This is a genomic window from Streptomyces sp. NPDC048417 (assembly GCF_040651615.1).
Taxonomy (GTDB): Bacteria; Actinomycetota; Actinomycetes; order Streptomycetales; family Streptomycetaceae; genus Streptomyces.
Genome location: NZ_JBEZKI010000001.1, coordinates 20,865 through 46,175, shown reverse-complemented (window position 1 = coordinate 46,175; position 25,311 = coordinate 20,865). Strand labels below are relative to the sequence as shown.

Annotated in this window: 24 protein-coding genes and 2 pseudogenes; 14 read left to right on the top strand and 12 right to left on the bottom strand. The window is 71.9% G+C overall.

Going from position 1 to position 25,311, the window contains the following annotated elements; translation table 11 throughout:
• Positions 1–4 precede the first annotated feature (4 nt).
• The gene (locus AB0D59_RS00220; RefSeq protein ID WP_362558848.1) at positions 5–793 is read right to left on the bottom strand and encodes a DUF4142 domain-containing protein; all 789 of its coding nucleotides are present in this window, start codon (positions 791–793) and stop codon (positions 5–7) included.
• Positions 794–1,043: 250 nt separating this feature from the next.
• Here AB0D59_RS00220 and AB0D59_RS00215 point away from each other — a divergent pair, with 250 nt between their 5' ends.
• From AB0D59_RS00215 to AB0D59_RS00205, 3 genes are all read left to right on the top strand, one after another.
• Positions 1,044–1,796, top strand: a complete 753-nt coding sequence (locus AB0D59_RS00215; protein WP_362558845.1) for a DUF6445 family protein — start codon at positions 1,044–1,046, stop codon at positions 1,794–1,796.
• Between the two features lie 138 nt (positions 1,797–1,934).
• Positions 1,935–2,666 carry a DUF4232 domain-containing protein gene (locus AB0D59_RS00210; protein ID WP_362558842.1) on the top strand — a complete coding sequence of 244 codons (732 nt, stop codon included), beginning with the start codon at positions 1,935–1,937 and terminating at the stop codon, positions 2,664–2,666.
• A 132-nt stretch (positions 2,667–2,798) separates the two neighbouring features.
• The gene (locus tag AB0D59_RS00205; RefSeq protein ID WP_362558839.1) at positions 2,799–3,218 is read left to right on the top strand and encodes a hypothetical protein; all 420 of its coding nucleotides are present in this window, start codon (positions 2,799–2,801) and stop codon (positions 3,216–3,218) included.
• 10 nt (positions 3,219–3,228) lie between these two features.
• On the opposite strand, the pseudogene AB0D59_RS00200 reads toward AB0D59_RS00205, so the two are convergent.
• A pseudogene (locus tag AB0D59_RS00200) lies at positions 3,229–3,441 on the bottom strand (SUMF1/EgtB/PvdO family nonheme iron enzyme); the annotation flags it as partial.
• A 67-nt stretch (positions 3,442–3,508) separates the two neighbouring features.
• Between AB0D59_RS00200 and AB0D59_RS00195 the strand changes: the two are divergent.
• Entirely contained in the window at positions 3,509–4,183 is a 675-nt protein-coding gene (locus AB0D59_RS00195; protein ID WP_362558836.1) for a hypothetical protein, read from the top strand.
• A 184-nt stretch (positions 4,184–4,367) separates the two neighbouring features.
• Here AB0D59_RS00195 and AB0D59_RS00190 read toward each other — a convergent pair whose 3' ends face one another.
• Both AB0D59_RS00190 and AB0D59_RS00185 read right to left on the bottom strand, forming a co-directional pair.
• The gene (locus AB0D59_RS00190) at positions 4,368–5,090 is read right to left on the bottom strand and encodes a VOC family protein (RefSeq protein WP_362558833.1); all 723 of its coding nucleotides are present in this window, start codon (positions 5,088–5,090) and stop codon (positions 4,368–4,370) included.
• A gap of 130 nt (positions 5,091–5,220) precedes the next feature.
• Positions 5,221–5,838, bottom strand: coding sequence for a TOPRIM nucleotidyl transferase/hydrolase domain-containing protein (locus AB0D59_RS00185; protein WP_362558830.1), 618 nt, complete (start codon positions 5,836–5,838; stop codon positions 5,221–5,223).
• Between the two features lie 307 nt (positions 5,839–6,145).
• Between AB0D59_RS00185 and AB0D59_RS00180 the strand changes: the two genes are divergently transcribed.
• Positions 6,146–6,457, top strand: coding sequence for a DUF6234 family protein (locus tag AB0D59_RS00180; RefSeq protein ID WP_362558827.1), 312 nt, complete (start codon positions 6,146–6,148; stop codon positions 6,455–6,457).
• 43 nt (positions 6,458–6,500) lie between these two features.
• Here the strand turns inward: AB0D59_RS00180 and AB0D59_RS00175 are convergent, their stop codons facing one another.
• From AB0D59_RS00175 to AB0D59_RS00160, 4 genes are all read right to left on the bottom strand, one after another.
• Complete coding sequence (locus AB0D59_RS00175) at positions 6,501–7,904, bottom strand: hypothetical protein (RefSeq protein WP_362558824.1); 1,404 nt, start codon at positions 7,902–7,904, stop codon at positions 6,501–6,503.
• 170 nt (positions 7,905–8,074) lie between these two features.
• The gene (locus AB0D59_RS00170; RefSeq protein WP_362558821.1) at positions 8,075–8,347 is read right to left on the bottom strand and encodes a hypothetical protein; all 273 of its coding nucleotides are present in this window, start codon (positions 8,345–8,347) and stop codon (positions 8,075–8,077) included.
• 80 nt (positions 8,348–8,427) lie between these two features.
• Positions 8,428–9,207 carry a GntR family transcriptional regulator gene (locus AB0D59_RS00165; protein ID WP_362558818.1) on the bottom strand — a complete coding sequence of 260 codons (780 nt, stop codon included), beginning with the start codon at positions 9,205–9,207 and terminating at the stop codon, positions 8,428–8,430.
• On the bottom strand, positions 9,204–9,746 hold the full coding sequence (locus AB0D59_RS00160; protein WP_362558815.1) for a UTRA domain-containing protein: 543 nt from the start codon (positions 9,744–9,746) through the stop codon (positions 9,204–9,206). The genes AB0D59_RS00165 and AB0D59_RS00160 overlap by 4 nt, the downstream gene beginning before the upstream one ends.
• A gap of 214 nt (positions 9,747–9,960) precedes the next feature.
• Between AB0D59_RS00160 and AB0D59_RS00155 the strand changes: the two genes are divergently transcribed.
• The 5 genes and pseudogenes from AB0D59_RS00155 to AB0D59_RS00135 all read left to right on the top strand — a co-directional run bounded on the left by AB0D59_RS00155 (position 9,961) and on the right by AB0D59_RS00135 (position 13,873).
• Complete coding sequence (locus AB0D59_RS00155) at positions 9,961–10,233, top strand: hypothetical protein (protein ID WP_362559804.1); 273 nt, start codon at positions 9,961–9,963, stop codon at positions 10,231–10,233.
• A gap of 157 nt (positions 10,234–10,390) precedes the next feature.
• Positions 10,391–10,971 (top strand): annotated as a pseudogene (locus AB0D59_RS00150) (MMPL family transporter); the annotation flags it as partial.
• Between the two features lie 260 nt (positions 10,972–11,231).
• A complete protein-coding gene (locus AB0D59_RS00145) occupies positions 11,232–11,903 on the top strand; it encodes a DUF4328 domain-containing protein (protein WP_362558812.1) in 672 nt (223 codons plus the stop codon).
• A 230-nt stretch (positions 11,904–12,133) separates the two neighbouring features.
• Positions 12,134–12,799 carry an SDR family NAD(P)-dependent oxidoreductase gene (locus tag AB0D59_RS00140; protein WP_362558809.1) on the top strand — a complete coding sequence of 222 codons (666 nt, stop codon included), beginning with the start codon at positions 12,134–12,136 and terminating at the stop codon, positions 12,797–12,799.
• A 135-nt stretch (positions 12,800–12,934) separates the two neighbouring features.
• Positions 12,935–13,873 carry an MIP/aquaporin family protein gene (locus tag AB0D59_RS00135; RefSeq protein ID WP_362558806.1) on the top strand — a complete coding sequence of 313 codons (939 nt, stop codon included), beginning with the start codon at positions 12,935–12,937 and terminating at the stop codon, positions 13,871–13,873.
• 118 nt (positions 13,874–13,991) lie between these two features.
• On the opposite strand, the gene AB0D59_RS00130 is transcribed toward AB0D59_RS00135, so the two are convergent.
• Entirely contained in the window at positions 13,992–14,216 is a 225-nt protein-coding gene (locus tag AB0D59_RS00130; RefSeq protein ID WP_362558803.1) for an antitoxin, read from the bottom strand.
• A 169-nt stretch (positions 14,217–14,385) separates the two neighbouring features.
• Here AB0D59_RS00130 and AB0D59_RS00125 point away from each other — a divergent pair, with 169 nt between their 5' ends.
• Positions 14,386–15,657, top strand: a complete 1,272-nt coding sequence (locus AB0D59_RS00125; protein ID WP_362558800.1) for an amidohydrolase — start codon at positions 14,386–14,388, stop codon at positions 15,655–15,657.
• A gap of 25 nt (positions 15,658–15,682) precedes the next feature.
• Here the strand turns inward: AB0D59_RS00125 and AB0D59_RS00120 are convergent, their stop codons facing one another.
• The gene (locus AB0D59_RS00120; protein ID WP_362558798.1) at positions 15,683–18,415 is read right to left on the bottom strand and encodes a LuxR C-terminal-related transcriptional regulator; all 2,733 of its coding nucleotides are present in this window, start codon (positions 18,413–18,415) and stop codon (positions 15,683–15,685) included.
• Positions 18,416–18,865: 450 nt separating this feature from the next.
• Here AB0D59_RS00120 and AB0D59_RS00115 point away from each other — a divergent pair, with 450 nt between their 5' ends.
• The 3 genes from AB0D59_RS00115 to AB0D59_RS00105 all read left to right on the top strand — a co-directional run bounded on the left by AB0D59_RS00115 (position 18,866) and on the right by AB0D59_RS00105 (position 22,262).
• Positions 18,866–19,516 (top strand): response regulator transcription factor, encoded by a 651-nt coding sequence (locus AB0D59_RS00115; protein WP_362558795.1) that lies wholly within the window; start codon positions 18,866–18,868, stop codon positions 19,514–19,516.
• A gap of 125 nt (positions 19,517–19,641) precedes the next feature.
• On the top strand, positions 19,642–20,301 hold the full coding sequence (locus AB0D59_RS00110) for a DUF4255 domain-containing protein (protein WP_362558792.1): 660 nt from the start codon (positions 19,642–19,644) through the stop codon (positions 20,299–20,301).
• Positions 20,298–22,262 carry an ATP-binding protein gene (locus AB0D59_RS00105; RefSeq protein ID WP_362558789.1) on the top strand — a complete coding sequence of 655 codons (1,965 nt, stop codon included), beginning with the start codon at positions 20,298–20,300 and terminating at the stop codon, positions 22,260–22,262. Before AB0D59_RS00110 ends, AB0D59_RS00105 begins: the two co-directional genes overlap by 4 nt.
• A 67-nt stretch (positions 22,263–22,329) precedes the next feature.
• Here the strand turns inward: AB0D59_RS00105 and AB0D59_RS00100 are convergent, their stop codons facing one another.
• A complete protein-coding gene (locus tag AB0D59_RS00100; RefSeq protein ID WP_362558786.1) occupies positions 22,330–23,772 on the bottom strand; it encodes an RICIN domain-containing protein in 1,443 nt (480 codons plus the stop codon).
• Entirely contained in the window at positions 23,769–25,217 is a 1,449-nt protein-coding gene (locus tag AB0D59_RS00095) for a hydrolase (RefSeq protein WP_362558783.1), read from the bottom strand. The genes AB0D59_RS00100 and AB0D59_RS00095 overlap by 4 nt, the downstream gene beginning before the upstream one ends.
• Between the last annotated feature and the right edge of the window lie 94 nt (positions 25,218–25,311).

The window sequence follows — 25,311 nt, the reverse complement described above, 5'->3', positions numbered from 1 at the left end:
CGGCTCAGCCGGAGGTGGGGCTGGCACCCGGCGTCACGTTCACCCCCGTGGTGGTGCCGGTCCCGGTGCCCGTCCCGGTCCCGGTGCCCGTCCCGCTGCCGTTCTCGCCCGGCAGCGCCGGCGGGCTGGTGGTGCTGTTGACCGGCGGGGTGAGGACGACCTGCGGCTGGCCCGCGTCCGGAGGCGGCGGGGTCAGGTCGGTGGCGGGCAGCTTCGGCGGGGTCGTCTCCTGGAAGAGGACCGACGGGAAGTCGACCAGACCGGTCTGCTCCATCACCGTGATGTGGTCCAGGACCGTGGCGTTGGCCTGGTCGGCCAGGACCCGCACCAGGGTGTTCTGGGTCGTGGAGCGGATCTTGGCGATCGTGTTGAAGATCGAACCGTGCGTGACCCGCAGGATGTTGGCGAAGTCCGTGTCGAACTTCTTGCCGCTGTCCGCGGTCAGGGTGTTGATGAACCCCTGCTGCTGCGGAGAGGGCAGGTTCGGGATGGTGATGTTGAGCATGGGCGCGATCTTGCGGCAGCTGGCGTCCAGTGCCGCGTGGCCGTCGATCAGGTGCTTGCTCGCGGTGATGACCCCCGCGCTCTGGCCCTTCTTCAGGCCGAGCTGGCCCACGGGGTACTCCCACAGCCCGGCCGCGCGCACCTTCACCACGAAGTCACGGTCGCCTTCGGTCAGGGGTCCCCACTGGGTGTTGGCGATGACGCGGGTCGTGTCGCTGGACACGGTGTTCACACCCAGCATGCTCGGGTAGGCCAGTGCCGCGAGAGTCAGGCTGAGGGCTCCGCCCACAAAGAGAGTTCCCGTCGCGTTCCGCGAAAAGCGCACTGGTGCCTCCTGCCGGTCAAGGGTCCCGCGCAGGGGCGGGGTCGGTCGCCCATGAATACGGACGGGGGAAGCGCCGGAAACCTTTTGGTTTGGCAAAGAACTTGTGAGGCCTTGCTCTGCCGGGGGCGCCGCCTCCCCATGTCTTGCCCATGGGAGGGTGATGACTTCCCCTGGTCAGTGTGGCCATGACAAAGTCGCGGGCTAGCTTCGCCGCATGCCCCCACAGCCACCGTTCCCGCGCGCTCCCCGCGGCGCCGCTCCCAGCCAGGGGCCCGGCCGTGGTCCCGGCCGTGGCCCCGGCCGTGGCCCCGCCGCGCTGCCCGTACTGCCGTACCGCAAGCCCACCAGGGGCCGCGACTACTGGGTGTTCGACGACGTCCTGCCGGACGTGGACGCCGTACGCGAGCGCTGCCTGGCCAAGGACGACTGGGTCCAGGGATACCCGTACACCTCGGAGACCTGGCCCGGACTGCGCACCATGCCCGGCCTCGAACCCGCCGAACTCGCCGTCGTGGAAGGGCTGGTGAAGCAGGCGACCGGCGCCGGGAGACTGTGGGTGCAGCAGGCGCCCGGCGGCGGCACCCTCAACCACAACTGCGTCCAGGTCGTCGGCGAGGGCGAGAGCGAGCCGCGGCCGCACACGGACTCACGGGCGCTGTGCCGGTACGCGGCGGTGCTGTATCTCAACCCCGGTGTCGCCAAGGACTGCGGCACCGCCTTCTACCGCCAGTCGCTGCCCGGCGGCCGGCTCGGCGGCAACATCGTCCAGGCCCCGCACAACAACCTGGTCGAGGCGCTGGGGACCCGGTTCGTCCCTGGCGACCACTTCGAGGAGGACGTCCGCGTCCCGCACAAGTACAACCGGCTGCTCCTCTACAACGCCAACCTCGTGCACAGCGCCACCGGTTACGCCGGCAAGACGCTGGAGGAGAAGCGGATGACGGCGGTGTTCTTCTGGATGGCGTGAGCGGGCGCGTTTGTAACGGCGGGCGTGACACGACCACGACGGGCCCGTGACGGCGATCTCCGAACTTCCCGTCCGGGGCCCGCATCGAAAGAGGTGTCCGGCAGAGAGCCGGGGAGATCGCCACCGCTGGGGGACCCCATGTCGAAGCTTCGCAACCGTCGCACGAACGTCCGCAAGACCGCTGTCGCCGTGACCGGTGCCGCCGCACTGCTGGCGCTGCTGACCGCGTGCAACGGCACCGCGACCGGCTCCGTCAGCGCCGACGGCGGTACGGCGGCCCCGGCCGCCGGCGACTCCACGACGGCCGACGCCTCCACGGGCGGCTCCGGCAACGGCTCCTCCGGCACCGGGAGCACCGGGGGCAGCGGGAGCACCTCGGGCTCGTCCACCTCCGGCGGCAGCTCCTCCGGCGGCAGCTCCTCCGGGGGTTCCGCGTCCGGCGGTTCCTCCTCCACCGGCTCGGTGGCCGCCTGCCAGGCCTCCCAGCTCGGTTACTCCTGGGCCGACTCCGGCAGCGGCACCGGCCAGCAGAAGCACGCGGTCGTCGCCCTCACCAACAAGAGCGGCCACACCTGCACGGTGTACGGCTTCCCGGGCGTGGACCTGGTCAACAGCGGTCAGCAGTGGTCGTTGCAGCGCACCAACGCCACCCCGAAGCGGGTCACTCTGGCGAACGGCGCCTCCGCCAACTTCACGATCACCTTCCTGGTGCCGGCGCAGGGCGACTCCACCACCTTCACACCGACCACGGTCGTCATCACCGCGCCGAACCAGCGCACGTCCTACGACCTGCCCTGGCACGGCGGTGCCGTGGTGCTCCAGGACGGTGCGACCCACCCGGGGACGTACGTCGGCCCGGTCGGCGAGTGACGGCGAGCGAGGGCAAGTGACGGCTGGGGACGCGGGGCCCGGGTCGTGGGGCCCGGGGTCGTGGAGCCCGGTTTCACCCGTGCGGAGCAACCCCCGTGGTGAAGGGCCGAGGGCGGCCGGATCGTCGTACCCATGACACAGCAGACGCATCCGGCACCGGCGCCGACGCCGAGCAGCGGCTGGACCAGCGGCGGAGTCGTCTTCGCGGGGGTCCTCCTGCTGATCAACGGCGTCTTCGCCATCCTGCAGGGCATCTCCGCCATCGCCACCGACGACGTGTACACCCGCATCCACAACTACGTCTACAAGATCAACCTCACCGGCTGGGGCTGGATCCTGGTGATCCTCGGCGTGCTCGGCGTCCTCGCGGGCGCCGCCCTCCTCAAGGGCGCCCCCGGCTGGGCCCGCGGTGTCGGTATCTTCCTGGCCGCGCTGAGCATGCTCGCCCAGTTCCTGTTCCTGCCCTACGCCCCGCTCTGGGCCCTCGTCATGATCGGCATCGACTTCTTCGTGATCTGGGCGCTGGCGGTGTACAGGCCGGAGCACGCCTGACCTCTCGCGGTCACCCCGCGTCGCGGACGCAGCGGAAGCCGGTGTGGCCGGTGGAGCTGTCGGGGGTGTTGGCGGTGCGGGCGGCGACCCGGTAGCGGTTGCAGTAGGAGGCGTGGCACAGGTGGGAGCCGCCCCGGATGACCCGGGCGCCGCCGTGCTCGCTGTCGGTGCGGAGGGATCGTGGCACCGTACGAGGAGTCGCGGCACCCGTGCTGCCTCCCTGCCAGCGATAATCCCCTCATGGCACCCCCCGCTGCCGCCGAACTCCCCCGCAGGACACCGGCCGCCACGTGAACCTCGACCTCAGCGCGTTGCACCGCCGTCTGCTGCCCGACCTGCTGTCGGCCGGCGCCGCCTACCCTCTCGCCCTGACCGGCGACTACGCGGCCCAGGCCCACGGGCTGTTCGACCGCCCCGGCCGCACCCTGGAGGCCGCCACCCAGCACCCGGCGCCGATGCGGACGATCGCCGAGACGGTCGCCGCGGTCCTGCGCGACCGCGGCTGGCGCGTGAGCAGGCGCGAGACGGACCCGCTCTCCGCCCAACTCATCGTCACCGACGCCGTGTCGGAGGAGGCCGGCGAGGTGGACCTCCTCAAGGAGGCTCTGTGGCACCCGCCGGTCCGGACGGAACTCGGCCTGACCCTCTCCCTCGAGGACACGGTCGGCATGCGGGTCTGGGCGCTGACCGACCGCGGCCTGCCCCGCGACCTCCTCGTCGTGCACGCGGCGGCGGACCGCTGGAGCCTTCCCGACCTCGAAGACCTCGGCCGCCGCCACGCCCGCGACACCTTCGACCTCACCGATCTCCAGTCCCGCCTCACCGGCACCGACTGGATGGACGACAGGGAGTTCACCGCGTACGGCCTCGACGACCAGGCGATCACGGCCCTCCGCCAGTGGGCCCAGACCTGGTCGGACGACATCGCGGAACGCCTGATCGAGGCCCAGCCACCGGAGGAATGACACCTGCCCGCGTGCGGGGGCAGGCCGGCTGGGCAGCTCCCCAGTTCGCTCAGTCGAGGAGTTCGGCGCACTACATCTGCGTCACTACAAGCCGATGAAAGCGCGACACCGCGGACGCATCGCGCCGATCAACCTCGGCATGCCGGGTCTCCGGCCCGCAGGGTCGCGAGCCCCGCTCCGGGGTTCATCGGGGAGACAGCACACAGAACTCGTGGCCGTCGGGGTCGGCCATCACCACCCGGTCGACGTCCCCTTGGCCTATGTCGACGCGCGTCGCCCCGAGGGAGACGAGCCGGTCGACCTCGGTCTGCTGGTCACTGCCGACCGGTGGGGCGAGGTCGAAGTGCAGCCGTTCCTTCCCCGTCTTCGGCATCAGGGGCGGACCACCCCACGTGACCTTCGGACCACCGTGCGGTGAGCGGATCGCGGTCTCCTGGTCCTGGTCCCAGACCAGTGGCCAGCCCAGCGCCCGGCCCCAGAAGTACCCGGTCTCCTGCGAACCATCGCCTGCCAGCGCGCCGATGAATCCGCACTCGGCGAGGAAACTGTTGCCCGGCTCGATGACACAGAATTCATTGCCCTCGGGGTCGGCGAGCACCACATGCCCCTCCTCCGGGCGTTGGCCGACGTCGATGTGCCCGGCACCGAGTCGGAGCGCCCTCTCCACCACCTGCTTCTGGTCGTCGAGGGACGTGCTCGTCAGGTCGAAGTGCATGTGGTTCCGGCCGGTCTTCCGCTCCCGGGTCGGGAGGAAGCGGAGCCGGAACCCGGTGTCGTCGCTGGGAAGCAGTGTGATGCCGTCGGAGGTGTCGTCGGACGTCTCCCAGCGGAGAAAGTCCGCCCAGAAGCGCGCGAGACGGAGCGGGTCGTTCGCGTCGAAGCAGAGCGCGTGCAGGTGAGAAGTCATCCGTAGGTCTCCCGGTAAGGGCCAGGCGGGTCGTGCTGGAGCCTGCCCAGCCGTCGCCACCCGGTCAACTGATTGAGCCCCGCGCTCGTCTGCTGTCGAGCACGCTCGAGACGGGGGTCCGTCCACGACCTCACAGGCTCGCGAGGAGGCCGTCGAGCGGGGGCGGTGTCCGGTCGGGTGCGAGGGCCTCCACGAGGAGACGGCCGTAGCGGATCTTGCGGCCCTTCTTCGTGCCGAGAAAGCGTCGCACCTGTTGATGCCGGGGCCGGCCATGCTGTGCGGGCTGGCGCTGGAAGGTCTGCCAGGCGCGGAATTCGCCCTCGGCACGGAAGATCTCCTCGACTCCTGCCGTGCCGAGCGCGCGGATGAGTTCGTCCTCCAGATCCGCGGTGCATACGTAGATGTCCCGGAGCGATGCCTGGGCCCGCGTCAGGCCGCGTTCGTAGAAGCCCTGTTCGCCCTCGTCGCACAGCCCTGTCAGGCGCAGACCGAGGCCGGAAGGGCCGAGGAGGCCGGCATAGCGGCCGACGCTCATCGCCCCGCCCATCGGCACGACACACACCCCCTCGGCGGCCAGGTCCCGCCCGCGCCGGGCGGCCAGCGCCTCGACGGCCGCGAGATCGCTCAGCCCTTCCAGGAGCACCGCGGTCCGTGCCCCCAGGCTTTCCGCCAGATCGCGCGCCGGCCCGTCGGGACCGCCCGCCGCCCACCTGGCGACCGCGTCCTGGAACCCCCTCATGTCCGCCATGGGGCGAGTCTGCACGTCCACCGGCGGCACGGCACGGGATTATCCGACGGCCCCAGGAGGCTCGACGTCCTCAGGCCCGGTCAGCACCGCCCCAGGACGCATTCCGCTCGGCTCTCTCCACTCTCCGAGACTTTCGGCTCGGGCCGCTCGACATCGAGTCGGCCGGTGAGAACTCGATGGCACCCCTGCGGCTCCGACAAGAGCGACGCATCTGAGTAGCCGTGCTCATGTGCGGTGCCTGCCACGACAGCATTCTGAGTGACATGCGATCAACGGAATGTCACCCGAGAGCGGAACGGTGGTCGGTATGAGGCAGGGGAGTCAGCCGTCGACCGGCCAGCAGATCGGAGTCACCGCGGCGCTGCTCGTCATCGACCTGCTCGTCATCGCTTATCTGTGGCTCCGTTACGGGATGTCAGGCTGGGCCGACAGCTACGACCCCGGCAATCCGCCCAGTGCGCCCAAGGAAGCATTGCGGGGAATGTGGCTCCTGGTCGGCGGCGCAGTCGTCACAGGTGGTGGTCTCCTCGCGCTGCGATGGCGTATTCCTGGCACCGTTCAGCTGGTCGTCCTGGGAGTGGCGGCTGGGCTGCTCGCCTCCCTCGCCGCTCCTGAATAGCGCACATCAGCCAACCTCACCTCCGGAGCGCTCGCCCGTCCGCCTATGCCGGACGCGTGAGCTGCCCGGCCCCGGCCTTCCGTGCCGCCAGGAACTCCACCACCGCCAGTGCGAAGAGCAGGCACAGGGCGATGCCGATCACCACCCAGCCGGTGGGGTACGACCACAGCAGGTAGACCAGCAGGGCCACGGCGACCAGGAGCCAGTTGATCCAGGTGCGGTAACGGCGTACGAAGGGGCCGACCGGGCCGGTGCGCAGGCCGGCGTGGTCGGCGGTACCGCGCACCGCGCCGATCCCGGAGGTCCACAGCCGCCGTACCAGCCCGGCGTACCGGCCCGGCCCGGTGAGCCAGGCGCCCAGGGCGACCACCACGGCCAGGGCCACGACCATGCGTACGGTGGTCCGGAGGAAGTGGACCAGCGCGTCGTAGACGGCGGCGGCCGCGTCCGTGGAGACACCGGCGGGCAGCCGGTCCAGATAGATCGCCCGGAACACGCTCAGCCCGACGCCGAGGATCCCGGTGGCGACGGCGACGCCGATGCAGCCCGCGACCAGGGCCCGGCGGCGCCGGACCGACAGCAGCACGCCGACGGCGACCAGCAGGACGGCCAGCACCGGCAGCCAGTTCCCGGCGAGTTGGAGCAGCCGTACGTAGGTCTTGACCTTGTCGATCTGGTCGGACCTCGCCAGGGTGAAATCGGCGTGCACGGCGGGGATGTGCTCGGCGGGGGTCAGGCCGGCGTCGACGAGTCGCTGTTTGACCTGGTCCACGAGGGGGCCGAGGTCGAGGGTGACGGTGTCGTTCTTCAGCTGGACCGCGCCGCCGCCGCTGCCGGTGAGGGCCTTGTCGAGGGTGCTGTGGATCCGGCGGTTGGCGTCGGTCCAGACGGTCCTGAAGGCGTCCGACGCGGCGACCTTCTGGGCCTGGTCGTGGACGAAGCTGCGTACGGCCCCTTCGAGCGCTCCGCCCAGCTTGCCGCCGAGCGCCTGCTGCAGCCGGGGTCGGTCCGCGGGGGTCACGTCGGCGAGCAGGGCGGGCAGGTCGAGCCGGGTCATCAGCGCGTCGGTGGCTCGGTTCGCGACGGCGTCCTGCACGGCGGGGTTCGAGGCGAGCGGGGCGACGGTGGCGACGTAGCGGTCGGTGTCGCCCACCACGTCGGCGGCCCACGCGGCGACGACGGAGAGCGGGGCGAGGAGACAGCCGAGGACGACGAACACGGCGGCGAGGAGGGACCTGCCGTGGTGCCGGGGAGACCGCCGCGCCCGCTCGTTCTCCAGCGCCGTCAGCCGCCCCCGCAACTCCTCCAACTCGGTCCGCTCCGCGTCGGACCGCCCTGCCTCGGGCCCCTTCGCGACCGGCCGTTCCGCGTCCGGCCCTTCGGCGTCCGGCCGTTCCGCGTCCGGCCGTACCGCGTCGCCGTCCGTGTGTGCGTCGCCGTCCTCCATCCGTGCCTCCTCCTCGCCGACGACCGGGCCGCGCGCCCGGCGTCGGACGGAGGCTGGGCACGGGCGGGCCGAACGTCGGAGCCGCCACAGCGGACGCGGCCACTGCCAGCCTCACCCGGCGCGTCCGCGCGCACGAGCGCATGAAGGCCGTACGGGTGAAGCAGCCCCCGTCACCGGCTCGCCTGCTCCTGCGCCCGCTTCGCTGCCCGAGTCCGCCAGTAGGAGTAGCCCTGCGCACCGAAGCCGGCGAGGGCCAGCGCGAACCCCGCCCAGAACAGTGGCAGGTTCCTCCACCTCACATCACCGAGCATCGACAGGCCGATGCCGAGGATGGGCAGAAAGACCGAACCGGCCTCCCACCACTGCCCTTTACGGGCCTTGACGACGGCGGAGCACAGCCCGAGCACGAAGACCAGCGTCATGAACGCGATCACCATCCGCATGACGGCAGTGTGACGTGTCCTGCTGTGCCGTCCCGGGCCCCCTCCCGATCAACGGCGCCTGCGGTTGATCCGCGAGCAGGTCATTCCGGTGTGAACTCGTACTGCAGCTCGTAGAGGTGTCCCGCCTTTGCCATGGCTGTCGCCTCGACGGGGCGGCCTGCCTCCGTGTACACGACCCGGAGGGTGCACAGGACCGGGAGGCTGCCGGGGAGCCGGAGGGTCTGGAACTGTTCCTGGGTGGGGACGCGGGCCGAGACCCGATCGACGCTCCGGTGGGGCCGATGACCGAGTTCCGTGAGGAGTGCGGGCATGCCGCCCCTGATGCGGCGGCGGTCGGCCAGCGGTGTGCCCCGAGCGATCTCCAACGGGTAGTAGGACTTGACCAGTTCGGCTGGCTCGTCGTCGATCAGGACCAGCTGGCTTCGGAGGAGGACGGAGGCCTCGTCCGACAGCCCGAAGGCCGCGCGGACATCGGCGGGCGGACGGGTCTCCGTCACCCCCAGGAGGGTGATGTGCGCGGTCGCGCCGTGCTTGGCCGCCTCGGTGAGCCAGGGGTACGTCTGCCCGGCCGCGGCCGGTGACAGGGACCCGGCCGGGCGGATCGTACGTTGGCGGTGTTCGCGCACCGACACGGCCGCGCCCGCCCGGCCGATCACCAGGCCCTCGTCCTTGAGGAGTTGGAGCGCCTTCTGGACGGTGGCGTTGGAAGCGCCGAAACGGGTTCTGAGTTGGGCGGTGGAGGGCAGGTTGAAGCCTGGTGGAAGCTGGCCGCTCATGATGTCGTCGCGCAGGTCGGCGGCGATCCGTTCGTGCAAGGAACGGTGGTCGTGGGCGTCCTGTTCTGCCTTGGGCACGGTCATCCGATCCTGATCTCGTAGCGCAGCTGCTGCCGTCGCGCGGGCATCACCATACGGTCGACCTGGATCGGCCGGTCGTCGCGGTCCAGGGTCAGCCGGGTGAGGAGCAGGACCGGGTCGGTCGGCGCGATCCGAAGGGCCTGCTGCTGCGCTTCGTCGGGGAGATCCGCCCTCACGTCCTCACGGACCAGGGCTCCGGCATATCCCAGCTGCGCGAGCAGGGTGACGGCTCCGCCGGGGATCTTGGCCGTGGCTGCGAGGGCGGTGCCGCGGGCGATCGCGGTGGGGTAGTAGGTGTCGGTCAACTCGTTCGGCTCGTCGTCGAGGAGGATCAGACGACGGCGTACGACGACGGGTTCGTCGTCTGGGAGCCCGAGCAGCGGCGCCACCTCGGCGGGCGCCGGCACCTCTCCGGCGTGGACGATGCGCTGAGTCCCGCGACGGCCCCGGGCTGCCGCATCGATACTCCAGGCGTCCCCCTGCCCCTGCTCACGCGGCGTCAGATACGGCATCGAGGTGCTGACCCACCTGTTCGCGCTCACGGTGTCTCCCTCCCATACGACCGACGCCACCCACCTTGCTGCTTTACACGGTAGGCGACTTGGTCGGTGCTCGGTCATCGCCCCGATCGCCACCTTGCTGCTTTTCGCGAATAGCATTAAGGTGGGAGCTGTGACTGACGACACGACTCCCCCTGAGGGTGACGCGCCGGACCCGAAGCTCGCGCACCGGTGCGGGGAGGTACGTCTCCCGCCTCTGGCCGGTCCCGATGCCAAGCCCTGCTACCTGATCACGGACGGTCGCGGCGGACCCGTGTCGCGCCTGGCCGACACCGTGGAAGGCGTCCAGCTCGACATGGCCGCTCAACTCCTGGCGCACGCGGACGACATGCTCCCGAACGCCCCGGGCGGGGAAGTCCGCTTCCTCGCCGGGTGCCTGACCGAAGCCCTTCGCGACGTCCTCCGAGTCGCTGAGAGCCGGAGGCGCCAGGCAGCCGCTCCTGGTGGCGAGCGGGAGCCGCTGCCGTGACCGCTCGTATCCCTGCCCGGGTATCGAGTGCGCGGCCCGCGGCACTCTCTTGCAGCACTGGTGCCGTTGCAGCTGTCACACGGGCAACGGCGGTGTGGCTCGGTGCCGAGAAGGGAGGGGTGTAGTCCGCTACACCTACTCGGGAGAGTGCTCCCTCGGGACGACCGCGCTGAACATCGACGTCGCCGAGAAGGTGCAGTCGGCCCTGGTGCCGTATCTGGTGGTCGTGGTCGGGCTCGCGATCGTGCTTCTGCTGCTGGTCTTCCGGTCGCTGCTGGTGCCGCTGAACGCGGCGGGCGGCTTCCTGCTCTCGGTGCTCGCCGCCCTCGGCGCGGTCGTCCTGGTCTTCCAGCAGGAGCAGGCGCGGACCTGTTGGGCGTGGAGACCACCAGGCCGATCATGAGCATGATGCCGATATTCCTGATGGGCATCGTGTTCGGGCTGGCCATGGACTACGAGGTGTTCCTCGTCTCGCGGATGCGGGAGTCGTACGTCCATGGGGCGAGTGCCGAGCAGGCGGTGGTCTCCGGGTTCCGGCACAGCACACGCGTGGTCGTGGCCGCCGCGCTGATCATGATGGCGGTGTTCTCCGGGTTCATCGGGGCCGGCGAGTCGATGATCAAGGTGATCGGGTCCGGGCTCGCCATCGCCGTTCTCTTCGACGCGTTCGTGGTGCGGATGGCCATCGTGCCGGCGGTGCTGTCGCTGCTCGGGGACAAGGCGTGGTACCTGCCACGTTGACTGGACCGGGTGTTGCCCGACATCGACGTGGAGGGGGGAGCGGCTGAGCCGGAAGGTGCCCGCGCCGACGCGGGTCGTGGACCAGTCCGAGTACGGGGTCGATACGACGGTGACGGAGCCGGTGCCGCTGAGGCGCCGGCGGTACGGGTGGCGTCCGCGCCGTACCGGCACTGCCTGGGCATATCAACTGTGCCTCACCTGTCCCAGGGTGGTAACGGCCATGGCTCCCGGTGCCGGAGACAGGTCACGATGACCCGGTGAGTGAAGACATGGTCTCCCTGAGCCCCGTCCGGACCATCGGGGTCGTCGCCTCCTCCGGGCTGCTGCTCGCCGGTGGTGCCTGGGCCGTACGGGCGGTCTGGGAGCTGCGGTTGGCCGGGGCGGGGGAACCCGCGGGCGGGGTGCCGGACCAGGGGGACGGGCGGCATCGGCCGCTGACCTCGTTGGAGAACGGGTATCACCTCGTCAGTTCCGCCGGCGGTGTACTGACCGTCGTCTGCGCCGTCGCCTTTCTGATGTGGCTGGGGCGGGTGCGCGACAACGCGCGGGTCCTGTCGGGGCGGGCGCCCCGGTACAGCGGGATCTGGGTTCTCGTGGGGTGGGTCATCCCCATCGGGAATCTCTGGATTCCGCGCGGGATCGTCGCCGAGGTGTTCCGGGACAGTGCACCCGAACGGCGGTTGCCCTGGATCGTCAATGTGTGGTGGGGGTTCTGGCTGGTCGGTCTGGTGAGCGGAGCCGGGCTGATGAGCAGCGACTCCGCCGACGAACTCATCGCCCGCGCCTACGACGACGTCTGGCCGCTCGTGCTCTCCGACCTCGCGCTCGTCGCGGCCGCCGTCGCGGGCGCGGTCGTCGTGCGGGCCGTCACCCGGGCGCAGGCGGGGCCGAAGGACGAGGGGATCGTGCCGGCCGGCTCGCACGTGTGAAGTGGGGGGCGGCGCGGTACGGAGCTAGTGCCGTGACAGGCAACGTTCGCCCCGTCGCGACGCCCGGCACGCACTCTCGCCGCACCAGCCGAAGACCCAAGTACGTCCAGTACGAGGGCCTCCGTCCGGCACGCCGAGAGCACGCACCGGGCGCCGCTCCTTCACGGGCAAACGTTGCCTGCCACGGCACTAGGTACGACCTCGCCGCCTCAGTCGTCAGGAGTCACATCGTGAGCAGTGTCGCCATCGTGGGCGCCGGTCCGGGGCTGGGGGCCGCCGTCGCCCGGCGGTTCGGGCGGGAAGGGTACGGCGTCGCGCTGCTCGCCCGGGACCGGGAGCGGCTCGACGGGATCGCGGGGGAACTCGCCGGCCTCGGCGTCGAGGCCCGCGGGTACTCCGCCGACGTACGGGATCCGCTCGCCCTCGCCGGCGCCCTGGAGCGGGCCGCCGAGGAGCTCGGGACCGTCGAGATCCTGCAGTACAGCCCCGTCCCGCAGCGGGACTTCATGCGGCCCGTGCTGGAGACCACCCATGCGGACCTGCTCGGGCCGGTCGAGTTCTCGGTGTACGGGCCCGTCGCCGCGGTGCAGCAGGTGCTGCCGGGGATGCGGGAGCTGGGCCGGGGAACCATCCTCCTCGTCAACGGCGGTACGGCCGTCATCCCGCATCCGGACCGCGCCGGGACGTCCATCGCCTTCGCCGCCGAGAGTGCCTATGGGCACCTCCTGCACGACCGGCTCGCCGGGGAGGGGATCCATGTGGCGCAACTGGTCATTCCCGGGGCCATCGTCGCGGGGCACGCGCGCAAGGACCCCGCCGTGCTCGCCGACATGCTCTGGGCGATCCACCGCGACCGGCACGGATTCCGGCACTACGCCGACGACCTCGAGGGATAGTCCGTAGCGAGGGACGAACGGTAGCCCCCGCCGGGCGCGATGGGCCGATCTGCGCGAACATCATTTGTGGGTCAATATGGTGTTCGGCCCGATTGCTCCCCTCAGGGAGCCAGCGATGGCTAAAGGGGGCCAGCGATGGCTGTCGAAATACCTCCTCTCCTCAAGCCCTCCCGGCTCAGAAGCCGTGGAGGCCTGCTCGGTGAGTGCCTGGCAGAGTTTCTCGGGACCTTCGTGATCCTCTCGTTCGGAGCCGGTGTCGTGGCGATGGCCGTCGCGGCGCTGCCCGGGTCGGGGCGTGCGGAGACCGCGACGACGGTTTTCCTGGCCGCCGGTGACTGGCTCCTGATCGCCTGGGGCTGGGGCCTGGCCGTGACCTTCGCCATCTACGTGGCCGGCGGTGTCAGCGGCGCCCATCTGAACCCGGCGGTGACGCTCGCGTTCGCCGTGCGCCGTAAGTTCCCGTGGGCGAAGGTGGTGCCCTACTGGGTGTCGCAGGTGCTGGGCGCCTTCGCCGGGGCCGCGTTGGTCTTCCTCGTCTACCACGACGCGATCAACGCGTTCGACGCCGCGTCGAAGCCGCCGAAGGTGGGCGGGCACACCGAGGCCACCTTCTCCATCTTCGCCACCTTCCCGGCGCCGTACTTCCACGGCGGGATCTGGGGGCCGCTGATCGACCAGATCGTCGGTACGGCCTTCCTCGTCATGTTCGTCGTCGCGGTCATCGACCTGCGCAACACGGCCGTGGGGTCCAACCTCGGCCCGTTCGTCATCGGCCTCGCCGTCGCCGCCATCGGCATGTCCTACGGCGCGAACGCCGGCTACGCCATCAACCCGGCCCGCGACTTCGGGCCTCGGGTGCTCACCTGGCTCGCCGGGTGGAAGAGTTACGCGTTCCCGGGCAACGGGGCCTGGTTCACCGGCTATTGGTGGATCCCGATCGTCGGCCCGCTGATCGGCGGGGTGGTCGGGGTGCTGATCTACGACCTGTTCATCGGCGACGTCCTGCACGCCCGGCTCAAGCGGGGCGAACTGCCGGAGCCGGGCCGGACCCGCCCGACAACGGACGAGTCGTAGCCGGACCGGTCCCCGGAGCCGTGGCCGGAGTGGTGGCCGGACCGGTCCTCGGAGCGGTGGCGGGACCGGTCCTCGGAACGGTGGCCGGACCGGTCCTCGGAGCGGTGGCGGGCGGTGGTCAGGTCTCGGGTTTCTCCGCGCCCTGCTCGCCCAGCCGCCGTACCAGTTGCTGGGCCTTCGAGACACCGGTGTCGATCTGCTCGGTGTACTTGCCCTCGGTACGTCCGTCGGCCAGGTCGCCGGCCTTCTCCAGACCGGTCTCGATGACGTCACCGTGTTCCTCGGCGAGGTCCTCGGCCTTGTCCTTCGCCTTGTCCGTCAGGTTCTTCAGTCCATCGAACATGCGGGAATCGTCCCCGGCGGGAGTCGGCCCCGGCAAGACGGCACCCGGGGCGTTCGGCAGGGCGTGAGGCGTTCGGCAGGGCGTGAAAGGAGCGGCCGGGCGTTCCCCGCGGCGGGTGACGGTGGAGACTCGACGGGCAAGAACGTCACCCACTCCTGGAGACGACGCCATGAGCATCAGCCCCCTCCTGACCGGCCTGACCGGGAAGCTCCCTGAACTACGGGCGCTCTACGAGGACCTGCACACCTGTCCGGAGCTGTCCTTCGAGGAGGAACGGACCGCGGCCGTGGTCGCGGAGCGGCTGCGGGAGCAGGGCTGGGAGGTCACCGAGCGGGTCGGCGGCACCGGGGTGGTCGGGGTGCTGGCCAACGGGGGCAACGGGGCCAACGGCGGCAACGGGTCCGACGGGGACGGCCCCGTCGTCCTGCTGCGTGCCGACATGGACGCGCTGCCGGTGCGGGAGGAGACCGGGCTGCCGTACGCCTCGAAGAACGACGGGGTGATGCACGCGTGCGGGCATGACATGCATGTCACCTGGCTGCTGGGCGCCACCGGGCAGTTGGCGGCCGCGCGGGACGGCTGGCGGGGCACGGTGGTGGCGGTGTTCCAGCCGGCCGAGGAGGTGGGCGGGGCGCCGAAGATGCTCGCGGACGGGTTCGCCGAGCGGTTCCCGCGGCCGGACGTCTGCCTGGCCCAGCATGTGGCGGCCGCGCCGGCCGGCCTCGTCGGGACCCGGGCGGGTGCGCTGATGGCGGGTGCGGACAGCATGCGGGTCACGCTGTTCGGGCGGGGCGGGCACGGGTCCACGCCGGAGGCGACCGTCGACCCGGTGGTGCTGGCCGCCGCCGTGGTGATGCGGCTGCAGACCGTCGTCTCCCGGGAGGTGGGCGCGGGCCAGCAGGCCGTGGTCACGGTCGGTTCGATCCACGGCGGCACCAAGGAGAACATCATCCCGGACACCGTCGAGCTGAAGATCAACGTGCGGTCCACCACGGCGGCCGTACGGGAGCGGGTGCTGGCGGCGGTCGAGCGGATCGTCCGGGCCGAGGCGGCCGCCTCCGCCGCGCCGAGGGAACCGGAGATCGTCCCCATCGAGTCCTTCCCGGTCACCCACAACGACCCGGCCGCCACCGAGGCCGTGCAGGCCGCGCTGGCCGCCGAATTCCCGAGCCTCACCTTCGAGTTGACCTCGCCGGTCCCCAACAGCGAGGACTTCGGCGCCTTCGGTACGGCCCTGGGGGCGCCCTCGGTGTTCTGGTTCGTCGGCGGCGCCGACCACCGGCTCTTCGTGGACGTCGACCTGGAGGCCCTGGTCCGCGACGGCATACCGCCGCAGATCCCCTCCAACCACTCCCCGCGCTTCGCCCCCGTCCCGGAGCCCACGATCGAGACGGGCGTACGGGCGCTGCTCGCGGCGGCGGGCCACTGGCTGGCTCCCTGACCCTCGGCGACCCTCGGCGGGACCCCTACTGGCGTGGGGCGCCCTGATCCAGGGCCGGGCGCAGATCGGCCCGCCGGCGGATGCCCAGCTTCCTGTACGTGTGGGTGAGATGGGTCTCCACGGTACGGCGGGCCAGATGGAGCAGGGCCGCGATCTCCGTGTTCGTGCGGCCCTCGGCGGCGAGCTCGGCGATCCGGCGCTCGCTGCCGGTCAGGGAGGCGGTGCCCGTACGGCGTCCGGGGGAGCGGGCGCCGCCCTTCCGCAGCACCCCCTCGGCCAGCTCCACCAGCCGTACGGCACCGAGCCGTTCGGCGTGCTCCACGGCTTCCCGCAGACAGTCGCGGGCCCGGGTGCCCTCGCCGGCGGCGGTCAGCTGACGGCCCAGGGCGAGCAGGGCCAGCGCCGGCTCGGTACCGGCGGGCCCGCCGCCCCGCAGGAGCGCCACGGCCTCCTCGGTGAGCTCCAGACCCCGGCGGCCGCCGGTCGCCGTACCGAGAACGCGCAGGGCCCGGCCCACCGTGCGCGGGGTGTCCCAGACCCGGGCCAGCCGCAGCTCCTCCTCGGCCAGGGCGATGGCTTCGAGCGGGCGGCCGAGGGCCAGCCGGCACTCGGCGGCGGCCGTACGCCAGGGGGTGACCACCGGGCTGATCACCTCACGGGCGGACTGGCGGCGGCCGCACTCCAGGAAGTCGTGCAGCGCCGCCGCCGGATCACCGGCGGCGGCCCGCACCACTCCCCGCGCGTAGAGGAACCGGTTCAGCTCCCAGGAATCCGCCGCCTCCCGCAGGTCCAGCCCGGTGACCAGGCTCTCGGCCTGTGCGGTACGGCCGGTCTCCACCAGCGCGATCAGGGTGTGCGCATGGGCGTTGCCGGGCGTGACCGACTCGGGCACGGCCGCCGGGCGCGTGTGGTCGGCGCGGGCCGCCGCGATGTCCGAACGGCTGTTGATCAGGGCCTGGTGCATGGGGTGCAGCAGGTCGGGACGCTGTCCGGCCAGCCCGCGGGCCACCAGCCGGTCGGCCTCGTCGAGTTCGTCGGCCCACTGGGCGACCGAGGCCGCGGTACCGACCAGGAACGGCTCGGTGAACGGGTCGGTGGGTTCGGCGAGCAGGGTGCGCAGCCGCCGCATGGCGTCCCGGGCCGAGGTGAGGCCCGCGGTGGCGGCGTGCCGCACCAGCAGGGCCTGCCCGGCCGTGCCGACCAGCTCCGGGGAGTGCTCGGCGGTCTCGGACAGCCGGCGGTAGACCTCCTGCCGTATCTCCTGGTCCTGGTCGGAGAGGAGGACGGTGGCGGTGTGCAGGGTGCGCACCAGGTCGGGGTGGTCGTTCAGTTCGCCGTCCACGGACCGCAGCAGCTCGACGGCCTTGCGGGTGCGGCCCCGGCCGGTCAGCGCGGTGCCGAGGGCGACGGCCGCGCGCACCCGGTCCTGCGGGGCGGCGGGCAGCCGGACCGCCTCGGCGAGCCGGGGGATCGCCGCGGAGGAGCGGGGCGCCGCGTACTCCAGCGAGCCCAGCTCGGTCAGCAGCCGCTGCCGCCGGTCGTCGGGGAGGGGTTCCTCCAGGGCCCGGCGCAGATAGCCGACCGCGTCCGCGGCCCGGCCGTCGCAGAGGGCGAGCGCGGTCGCGTCCTTGAGCAGGGACACCGCCCAGGGGGCGTGTACCGGGCCGGTCGACAGCAGCTGGCGGGCCACGGCCTCGGCGGGCGCGTCCTGGCGGAGCATGGCCTCGGCGATCGCCCGGTGCGCGGCCCGGCGGCGGGCCGCGGGCACACCGGCGAGGACCGCGTCGCGCAGCAGGGGGTGCGGGTAGCGGGGGCGGCCGTCGGTGCCGGGGGTGAGGAAGCCGAGGTTGGTCATGGCGGTGAGCCAGCCGGCCACCCGCGTCGGGTCGGCGCCGACCAGCTCGGCGAGCAGGGGCGTGAAGTCGATCTCCGGCAGTGCGGCGCCGGTGCTCTCCTCCAGTACGGCGAGGGCGCGGGCGACCTCGGTGGTGGCCGGTCCCGCACTGTCCAGCCACCAGCGGACGGCGGCCGGGTACGCGCCCGGGTACAGGGCGGCGGTGGTGGTGGGCACCGCCGGGTGCCGGGCCTCGCGGAGGTCGTCGAGCAGGGCGCTCAGGAGCAGCGGACTGCCGGCGGCGGCCCGCACACAGTCGTCCACCCAGGTCCGGTCCGCGTCCGGGAAGGCGTCGCGTACCCGGCCGGCCGCGGCCTCCGGGGTGAAGGGGGCGAGGGTGTGGGTCCGGACGAGCATCGGGGGGAGGGTGTGGGCGAAGCCGGGAGTGGGCGGATCGACGTCGTACTGGCTGCGTTCGCCGACGATCAGGAGGATCGGTAAGCGGTCTATGTGGCGGGCGGACTCCACGAGCCAGCGGTGCGAGGGGGCGTCGGCGAGGTGCACGTCGTCCACGGCGACGAGCAGCGGCGAGTCTTCGGCGTAGGCGCGCAGCACGCGCCACAGACCGGCGGCGGTCGCCCGCTCGTCGCCGTCCACCGCGAGGTCGGCGAACTCCGGCACCGGCCCGAGGAGTTGCAGGACGGTGGCGAAGGAGATGGCGGTGTCGGCGGGTGAACAGCGCGCGCGGAGCGTTCTCAGACCGAGGCCGGCCGCCTGCTCGGCCGCGGCCTCCAGGACGCTGGTACGGCCGGTTCCGGTGGCGCCCCGCAGCAGCACGAGGCGGCCGGTCCCGGACCGCGTGCGCTCGGCTTCCTCCGCCAACAGGTGCATGACGTCGACGAGTTCAGGGCACGAATGCGTCATTCCTGGCTCCTCGCGGTGCGCTGGTGGGTTCCGGGGGTTAGAGGGGGCGCGGCTGGGAGAGGTTGTGGGGAGGCGGGGTGGGCTGGGCGTTTGTTGCCGGGTTGGCACATTCGGCACGGGGTTGTGGAGCCGGGGGTGCGTGGGGCCGTGGGCGACCGCGGGCCGCTGGGGGCTGTTCGCGCGGTTCCCCGCGCCCCCAAGATGGTGGTGCCGCTGGTCCCACGTGTAAAAGGGGCGCGAGGCTGTGTTCGGCATGCGGCTGCCGCCGCGCGGGCGCGATCAGCCACGACGCACCCGCAGGGTCCCACGGACCGACGCGTCCCCCACATCTCGTGGTCCTTGTCGTGGTCGTCCACGATTGTCGTTGCCCCTTTGGTCCCAGCAGGCTGGGTACTCCCGCCCGTCACCGTTCCCTCAGGGGTGACGGGCACGTGGACATAGGGGAAGCGGTTGGTCAGCAACAGCTCATTAGCGTCGGTCACCCGCACGCCCGTCGCGGTGCACGCGCCGGACCCGATCTCCCGTGAAGGCGCGCTCAGCCAGTTGCGCCGGCACCCGGAGATCGAGTTGCGCGAGGAGTCCGAGACCGGCCCCGGCACGGTCGCCCTGCTCATCAGCGACAGCCTCGACGAACCGGAGCTGACCCGGCTGCGCCGCGTCGTGCGCAGCGAGGGCGCGCGGGCCGTGCTCGTGGTGGGGGCGCTGCGCGAGACCGAGTTGCTCGATGTGATCGAGTGCGGGGTCGGCGCCATCGTCTGGCGGCACGAGGCCACCGAACTGCGGATCGTGCAGGCCGTGCTGGCGGCCGCCCGGGGCGACGGCGACCTGCCCGCCGACCTGCTCGGCCGGCTGATCAACCAGGTCGGCACCCTGCACCGCAGCGCCGCCGGCCGCCCGGGCGCCCCGGCCTCCGGGTTGTCCGCCCGCGAGGTGGACGTACTGCGGCTGGTCGCCGAGGGACTCGACACCGGTGAGATCGCCAGCAAGCTGTCCTACTCCGAGCGCACCGTCAAGAACGTCATGCACGGGCTGACGACCCGGCTGCACCTGCGCAACCGGGCACACGCCGTGGCCCATGCCCTCCGGGAAGGCTACATCTGACCGAACGGGCAGTGCCCACCGGTTCCCGGGCAACGCGGTCTGCCCGGCCGTTCCTGCGGGTGCGGCGGGGGCGAAGGGCAGGATGGACACGAGTGCGGACAGGTCCATGGGGTGGTGAGTACGGCGTGATCCACGAGGTGGACCAGGTGCTGCGGGACCTGCTGACCGGCGGTGCGCTGGAGGGTGCCGGCATCGACGTCTCCTTCGACGCCCCGACCCGGGACTGGGCGGCCCGCCGCAACGGCCCGGTGGTCAACAGCTACCTGTACGACATCCGGGAGGATGTGAAGCGGCGTCAGCGTGGCCACGTCGACGTCCGGGACGACCGGGACATCGTGGTCAGGCGCCGGCAGCCGCCCCGCTGGTTCCGGCTGTCGTACCTGGTGACGGCGTGGGCCAAGCGGCCCGAGGACGAACACCGGCTGATCAGCGCCGTGCTGGCGACCCTGATCCCGAGGGAGCTGATCCATCCGGGCGAACTACCGGACTCCCTGCGCGAACTGGGGCTGACCGTGGCCCTCTCGGTGGCCGGTATCCAGACCGAGGCCCGTTCCCTGGCCGAGATCTGGTCCGCGCTCGGCGGCGAGCTCAAGCCCTCCCTGGACGTCGTCATCACGGCACCCTTCCCGGCCTACCCCGAGTACGACGCCGGTCCGCCGGTCACCGAGGGCGCCGCCGTCCGTGTCCGCGAGGGACTGGAGGAGAGCGCGCCGGTCCTCGAGGAGCGGGCCCACCGGCCCGGCCAGGTCGCCCAGGCCAAGGCCGCCCGGAGGACCCGGGCGTGACCCTCGACGTCTCCCTGACGCCGGTCGCCCCGCTCCTCGCCCGGCTGTCCGGGCTGCGTGACCGGGCCGCCGCCCTCGTCGCCCACCGCTCGGCCGGCGACCCGACGGCCACCGACCCGCTGCGCGGCCTCTACCTCTCCGAGGAGGCGGTCAGGCACTTTTTGCGCCCGGAGACGCCCGCCGAACTGCCCTCCCTGGAAGAGGGCTTCACCGACGGGCTGGCCGAACTGGCCGGCCGCCTCCGCCTCACCGCCCTCGACACCACGATCCTGCTCATCGCGCTCGCCCCGGACCTGGACCGCACCTTCGAGCCGCTGTACGGCTACCTCAACGACGACGTCGGCCGGCGCCGTGCCACCATCGCCCTCGCCCTCGACCTGTACGGCGTGCCCGCCCACCTCGCCCAGGCCCGCGCCCGCTTCCACCCCGCCGCCCCGCTCACCGCGCTCGGCCTGCTCACCGTCGAGGAGCCCGAACGCCCCTTCCTCAGCCGCTCGTTGCGGGTCCCCGACCGGGTCCTGTCCCACCTCCTCGGCGACGACACCCCGGACCCGGCCCTGGCGGGACACCTGCGCGCACCGTCGTACGACAGCGAATCCGGTGCCGAGGGGGACGAGGGGTTCGTGCGGCGGCTGGCCGGGCGGATCGCCGCCGGGCCGCTCTTCGGGTATCTGCGGGAGCGCCGGGAGGGCGAGGGCCTCGGCTGTGCGAGGGCCGCGTTGCGGCTGGCCGGGGTGGAGGTCCTGCACTACACCGGCCCCGAGGAGCACGTCCCGGAGCTGCTCCGGGAGGCCCGGCTGGGCGGCCGGGCGGTCCTCGTCGACGCGGCCCAACCCCGGGAGTTCGCCCGGGAGCTGAGCGGTTGCGGCGACGTCACCGCGCTGATCACCAGCTCCCGTCCCTACGACCCGCAGTGGTGCGACCACCGCGATCCCCTCGTCCTGGAGGTGCCGTCCCGGCGCGCCGCGCCCGTGGACGCCTGGGCGGCCGTACTGCCCGACACCCCCGGCTTCGACCTCGCGGCCACCGTCGCCCCGTACCACCTGGGCGGCGACGGGCTCGCCCGCGCGGCCCGGGCGGCGCAGGCGCTGGCGGACTTCGACGGCACCCCGCTGGCCGCCGCCCATCTGCGGCTGGCCGCCCGCCAGCAGTCGGCGTCCGGGCTGGAACAGCATGCCCGCCGGATCCGGCCCGCCGTCGACTGGCGGGACCTGGTGCTGCCCGAACGCCCGCTCACCGAACTGCGCGAACTGGCCCTGCGGGCCCGCCATCGCGACCGGGTGCTCGGTGACTGGCGGCTGAGCGCGGGCGGCGGCCGGGGCCGCGGAGTCCTCGGCCTGTTCGCCGGCGAGTCGGGCACCGGCAAGACCCTGTCGGCGGAGGTGGTGGCCGCCGAACTCGGCCTGGACCTCTATGTCGTCCAGCTCTCCTCGGTCGTCGACAAGTACGTCGGCGAGACCGAGAAGAACCTGGAGCGCATCTTCACCGAGGCCGACCGCACCGACGCCGTGCTGCTCTTCGACGAGGCCGACGCCGTCTTCGGCAAGCGCTCCGAGGTCAAGGACGCGCACGACCGGTACGCCAACCTGGAGTCGGCCTATCTGCTCCAGCGGCTGGAGGCCTTCGACGGCATCGCGCTGCTCACCACCAACCTGCGCGCCAACATCGACGAGGCCTTCACCCGCCGCCTCGACCTGGTGATCGACTTCCCGTTCCCGGACGAGGAGCAGCGGCTGGCACTGTGGCGGCACGGGCTGGTGCACGTACCGAGCGAGCGGGACATCGAACTCGGCCCACTGGCCCGCGACTTCGAGCTGTCCGGGGGTGCCATCCGCAGCGCGGTGGTCACCGCCGCCTACTTCGCAGCCGGCTGCGGAGAGCCGGTCACCGCGGCGAACCTGCTGGAAGGCGCCCGCCGCGAGTACCGCAAGGCGGGGAGGTTGGTACCGGGCACCTGGTGACCGGCAGGTCGCGGAGCCATCAGGGCGGCCCGGTTCGGCGGGTGGGCTCCCGTTGCCTGGTGCGGCACTAGTCGCCCGACGGGGGGACGATCCGCCATTCCTGGTCGTCGGTGTCCGAGCAGTAGTACAGGGTCAGGTTGGTGTCGTTGGCGCCGGTGCTGTAACCGGCCACGTCCAGGCAGAGGTTGTTGCTGGCGAAGTTGCGGATCCAGTAGGCGCCGCTGGGACGCTTGTCGATCCACCAGAGCTGGTTGTCGGCCTTGGTGCCGTCGCACTTGTACTCGGTGATCGGTGAGGACAGCTTGGCCGACCCGTAGCTGGGCAGGTCCATGCAGAGCTGGTCCTTGACGTTGCGGATCTGGAAGAGCGCGGCCGAGCCCGGGCCGTCCTTCGAGTAGTGCACCTCAAGGTTCCACAGCTGGTTGTCCGCGGTGGTCTCGTTGCAGGTGTACTCCCGCACCGGGCCGTTGCTGGTCCCCTTGTCGTAGCCGGGGATGTCCGCGCACTTCTTGGTCGTCGTGTTGCGCAGCAGGACGTTGTACGCCGGTACGACGGGCTTCGGGACCTTCTTCTTCGACGCCTTCGGGGCCGGCTGGGCCTGGCCGCCGCCCCCGCCCGCCTGGGTGTCGGACGAGCCGTTGCCGTCGTCCGGCTGCTGCTCCACCTGGGACGGGGAGGGCGCCGGTGCCGCGGCGAGGGGTGCGCTGGCCGAGGGGCTGGGCGCGATGCTGCTCACCCCGGCTTCCTGGGGCTGTTCCTGGGCGAGGCTTCCGACGTGGGGTTTGTAGGCGAACCAGATCAGGGCGAAGGTGATGGCGAGGGCCAGCAGGGTGCCGAAGAGGGTGGCGATCCAGCGGGGCAGGAAGCCGCGCTGGACGTAGGTCCCGTCCACAGGCTGTGGATTGACGCCCGCCCGCTGGACGGTGAGGGCGTAGGGTCGCTGCTCTTTCGGTCCGAACCAGATGATCCGGCGGGGTTTGAGGGTGGCCTTGATGAAGGCGGCGCGGCCGGGTTCGATCTGGACGTTGCTGGGGTGGATGTCGTAGGCGAGCTGGTCGCCGTTGTCGTTGCCGCCGATGGAGGCGGTGAGTTTGGTGTTGCCGAGGTTGTCGACGGCCAGCTTGGGGCGGCCCCGGAAGCGGCCCTTGACCGTCGGCGGGACCAGCTCGGCCCGTACCTCGGTGAAGGGGGTGATGGTGAGGTTGCCCTCGGGGACGGTGACGGCCTCGGGGTGCTCGGTCGGCGTGATGCGGACCGCGTACGGGTTGGGGCCCGCCGTCGCGTCGGGCGTCCGGGGCGGGGCGAAGGTCAGCTCGACCGTCCCGGTGGTGCCCGGGTAGAGGCGGAGGGTCTGGGGCTCGACGGTGGTCCAGGGGGCGATGGGGCCCACCGGTTCGAAGCGGTACTCGTCGACTACGTCACCCGTGTTCCGCAGCCGCAGTCGTACCCGGGTCGAGGCGCCCGGGTCGACGGTCGCGGAGGCGGGTTCCAGGGAGGTCCAGAGGGTCATGGGGTCACCGTCAGCTTGAAGGCTTCCAGCCAGAGCGTGTTGTCGAGGGTGCCGACGAAATCGAGTGCGTTGTTGTCGCTGCGGGAACCCTGGCACCACTGGCCGCCCCAGTCGTGGTCGCGGACCTTGGCGTAGTTGCAGCCATGTCCGCTGCCGACGTTGAAGGCGAAGCCCTCGATGTAGGGGTCGGCCGCCTTCGTGCTGCCGATGTAGTTGTCCTTGCCGTCGGGCATGATCGCCGTCCAGTTCGGGTTCCACTTGCCCCTGCCGTCCGTGGACTGGGGGTTGTAGACGAAGGCGTTGGCGGCGGAGCCCTGGACGCCGTACACCGCGAGGTTGATCGCCTTGATCGGGGTGTTCTTGCCGACCGTGCCCGCCATGGTGCCGTCGCAGACGGGCTTCTGCCAGCCGGTGCCCTGGATGTAGGCGCGGTAGCAGATGTGCCGCCCGGACGGGTCGGCGGCGGCGAGGCGGTTCACGGCGGTCGCCGCGGTGTCCTGCTTGGGCTTGGCGGTCACGGTGGCCGTCGCACCGCCACCGCCTCCCCCGCCGCCTCCGCCTCCGTTGCCGCCGTCCCCGGCGTCCGGAGTGACGGGCGCGGTGGAGGCCGTGACACTGGGCGCCGGCGGCGGGGTCGGGGTGGCCGAGGGGCTGGGCGCGAGCGAACTCACCCCGGCCTCCTGGATCTGCTCCTCGGCGAGGCTCTTGACCTGCGGCTTGTAGTTGAACCAGATCAGGGCGAAGGTGATGGCGAGGGCCAGCAGGGTGCCGAAGAGGGTAGCCAGCCAGCGGGGCAGGAAGCCGCGCTGGATGTACGTCCCGTCGACGGGCTCCGGCGTGAGCCCCGAGCGCTGGACGGTGAGCCGGTACGGCCGCTGTTCCTTCGGTCCGAACCAGATGATCCGGCGGGGTTTGAGGGTGGCCTTGATGAAGGCGGCGCGGCCGGGTTCGATCTGGACGTTGCTGGGGTGGATGTCGTAGGCGAGCTGGTCGCCGTTGTCGTTGCCGCCGATCGAGGCGGTGAGCTTGGTGTTGCCGAGGTTGTCGACGGCCAGCTTGGGGCGGCCCCGGAAGCGGCCCTTGACCGTCGGCGGGACCAGCTCGGCACGCAGCTCGGTGAAGGGGGTGATGGTGAGGTTGCCCTCGGGGACGGTGACGGCCTCGGGATGCTCGGTGGGCGTGATGCGGACCGCGTACGGGTTGGGGCCCGCTGTCGCGTCGGGCGTCCGGGGCGGGGCGAAGGTCAGCTCGACCGTGCCCGTGGTGCCTGGATAGAGCCGGAGCGTGGGAGGCTCGACGGTCGTCCAGGGCGCGATGGGGCCCACCGGTTCGAAGCGGTACTCGTCGACGACGTCACCGGTGTTGCGCAGCCGCAGTCGTACGCGGGTGCTGCTGCCCGGGTCGACGGTCGCGGAGGCGGGTTCGAGAGAGGTCCACAGGCTCACGCGGCAACGCTAGGCGAAGCACGGCGACCGGTCAGCGGACCACGGGGCAGGCCGGGTTGCCCCGGCCCGCGCCCGTGTTGCCCGGGGGGTCACC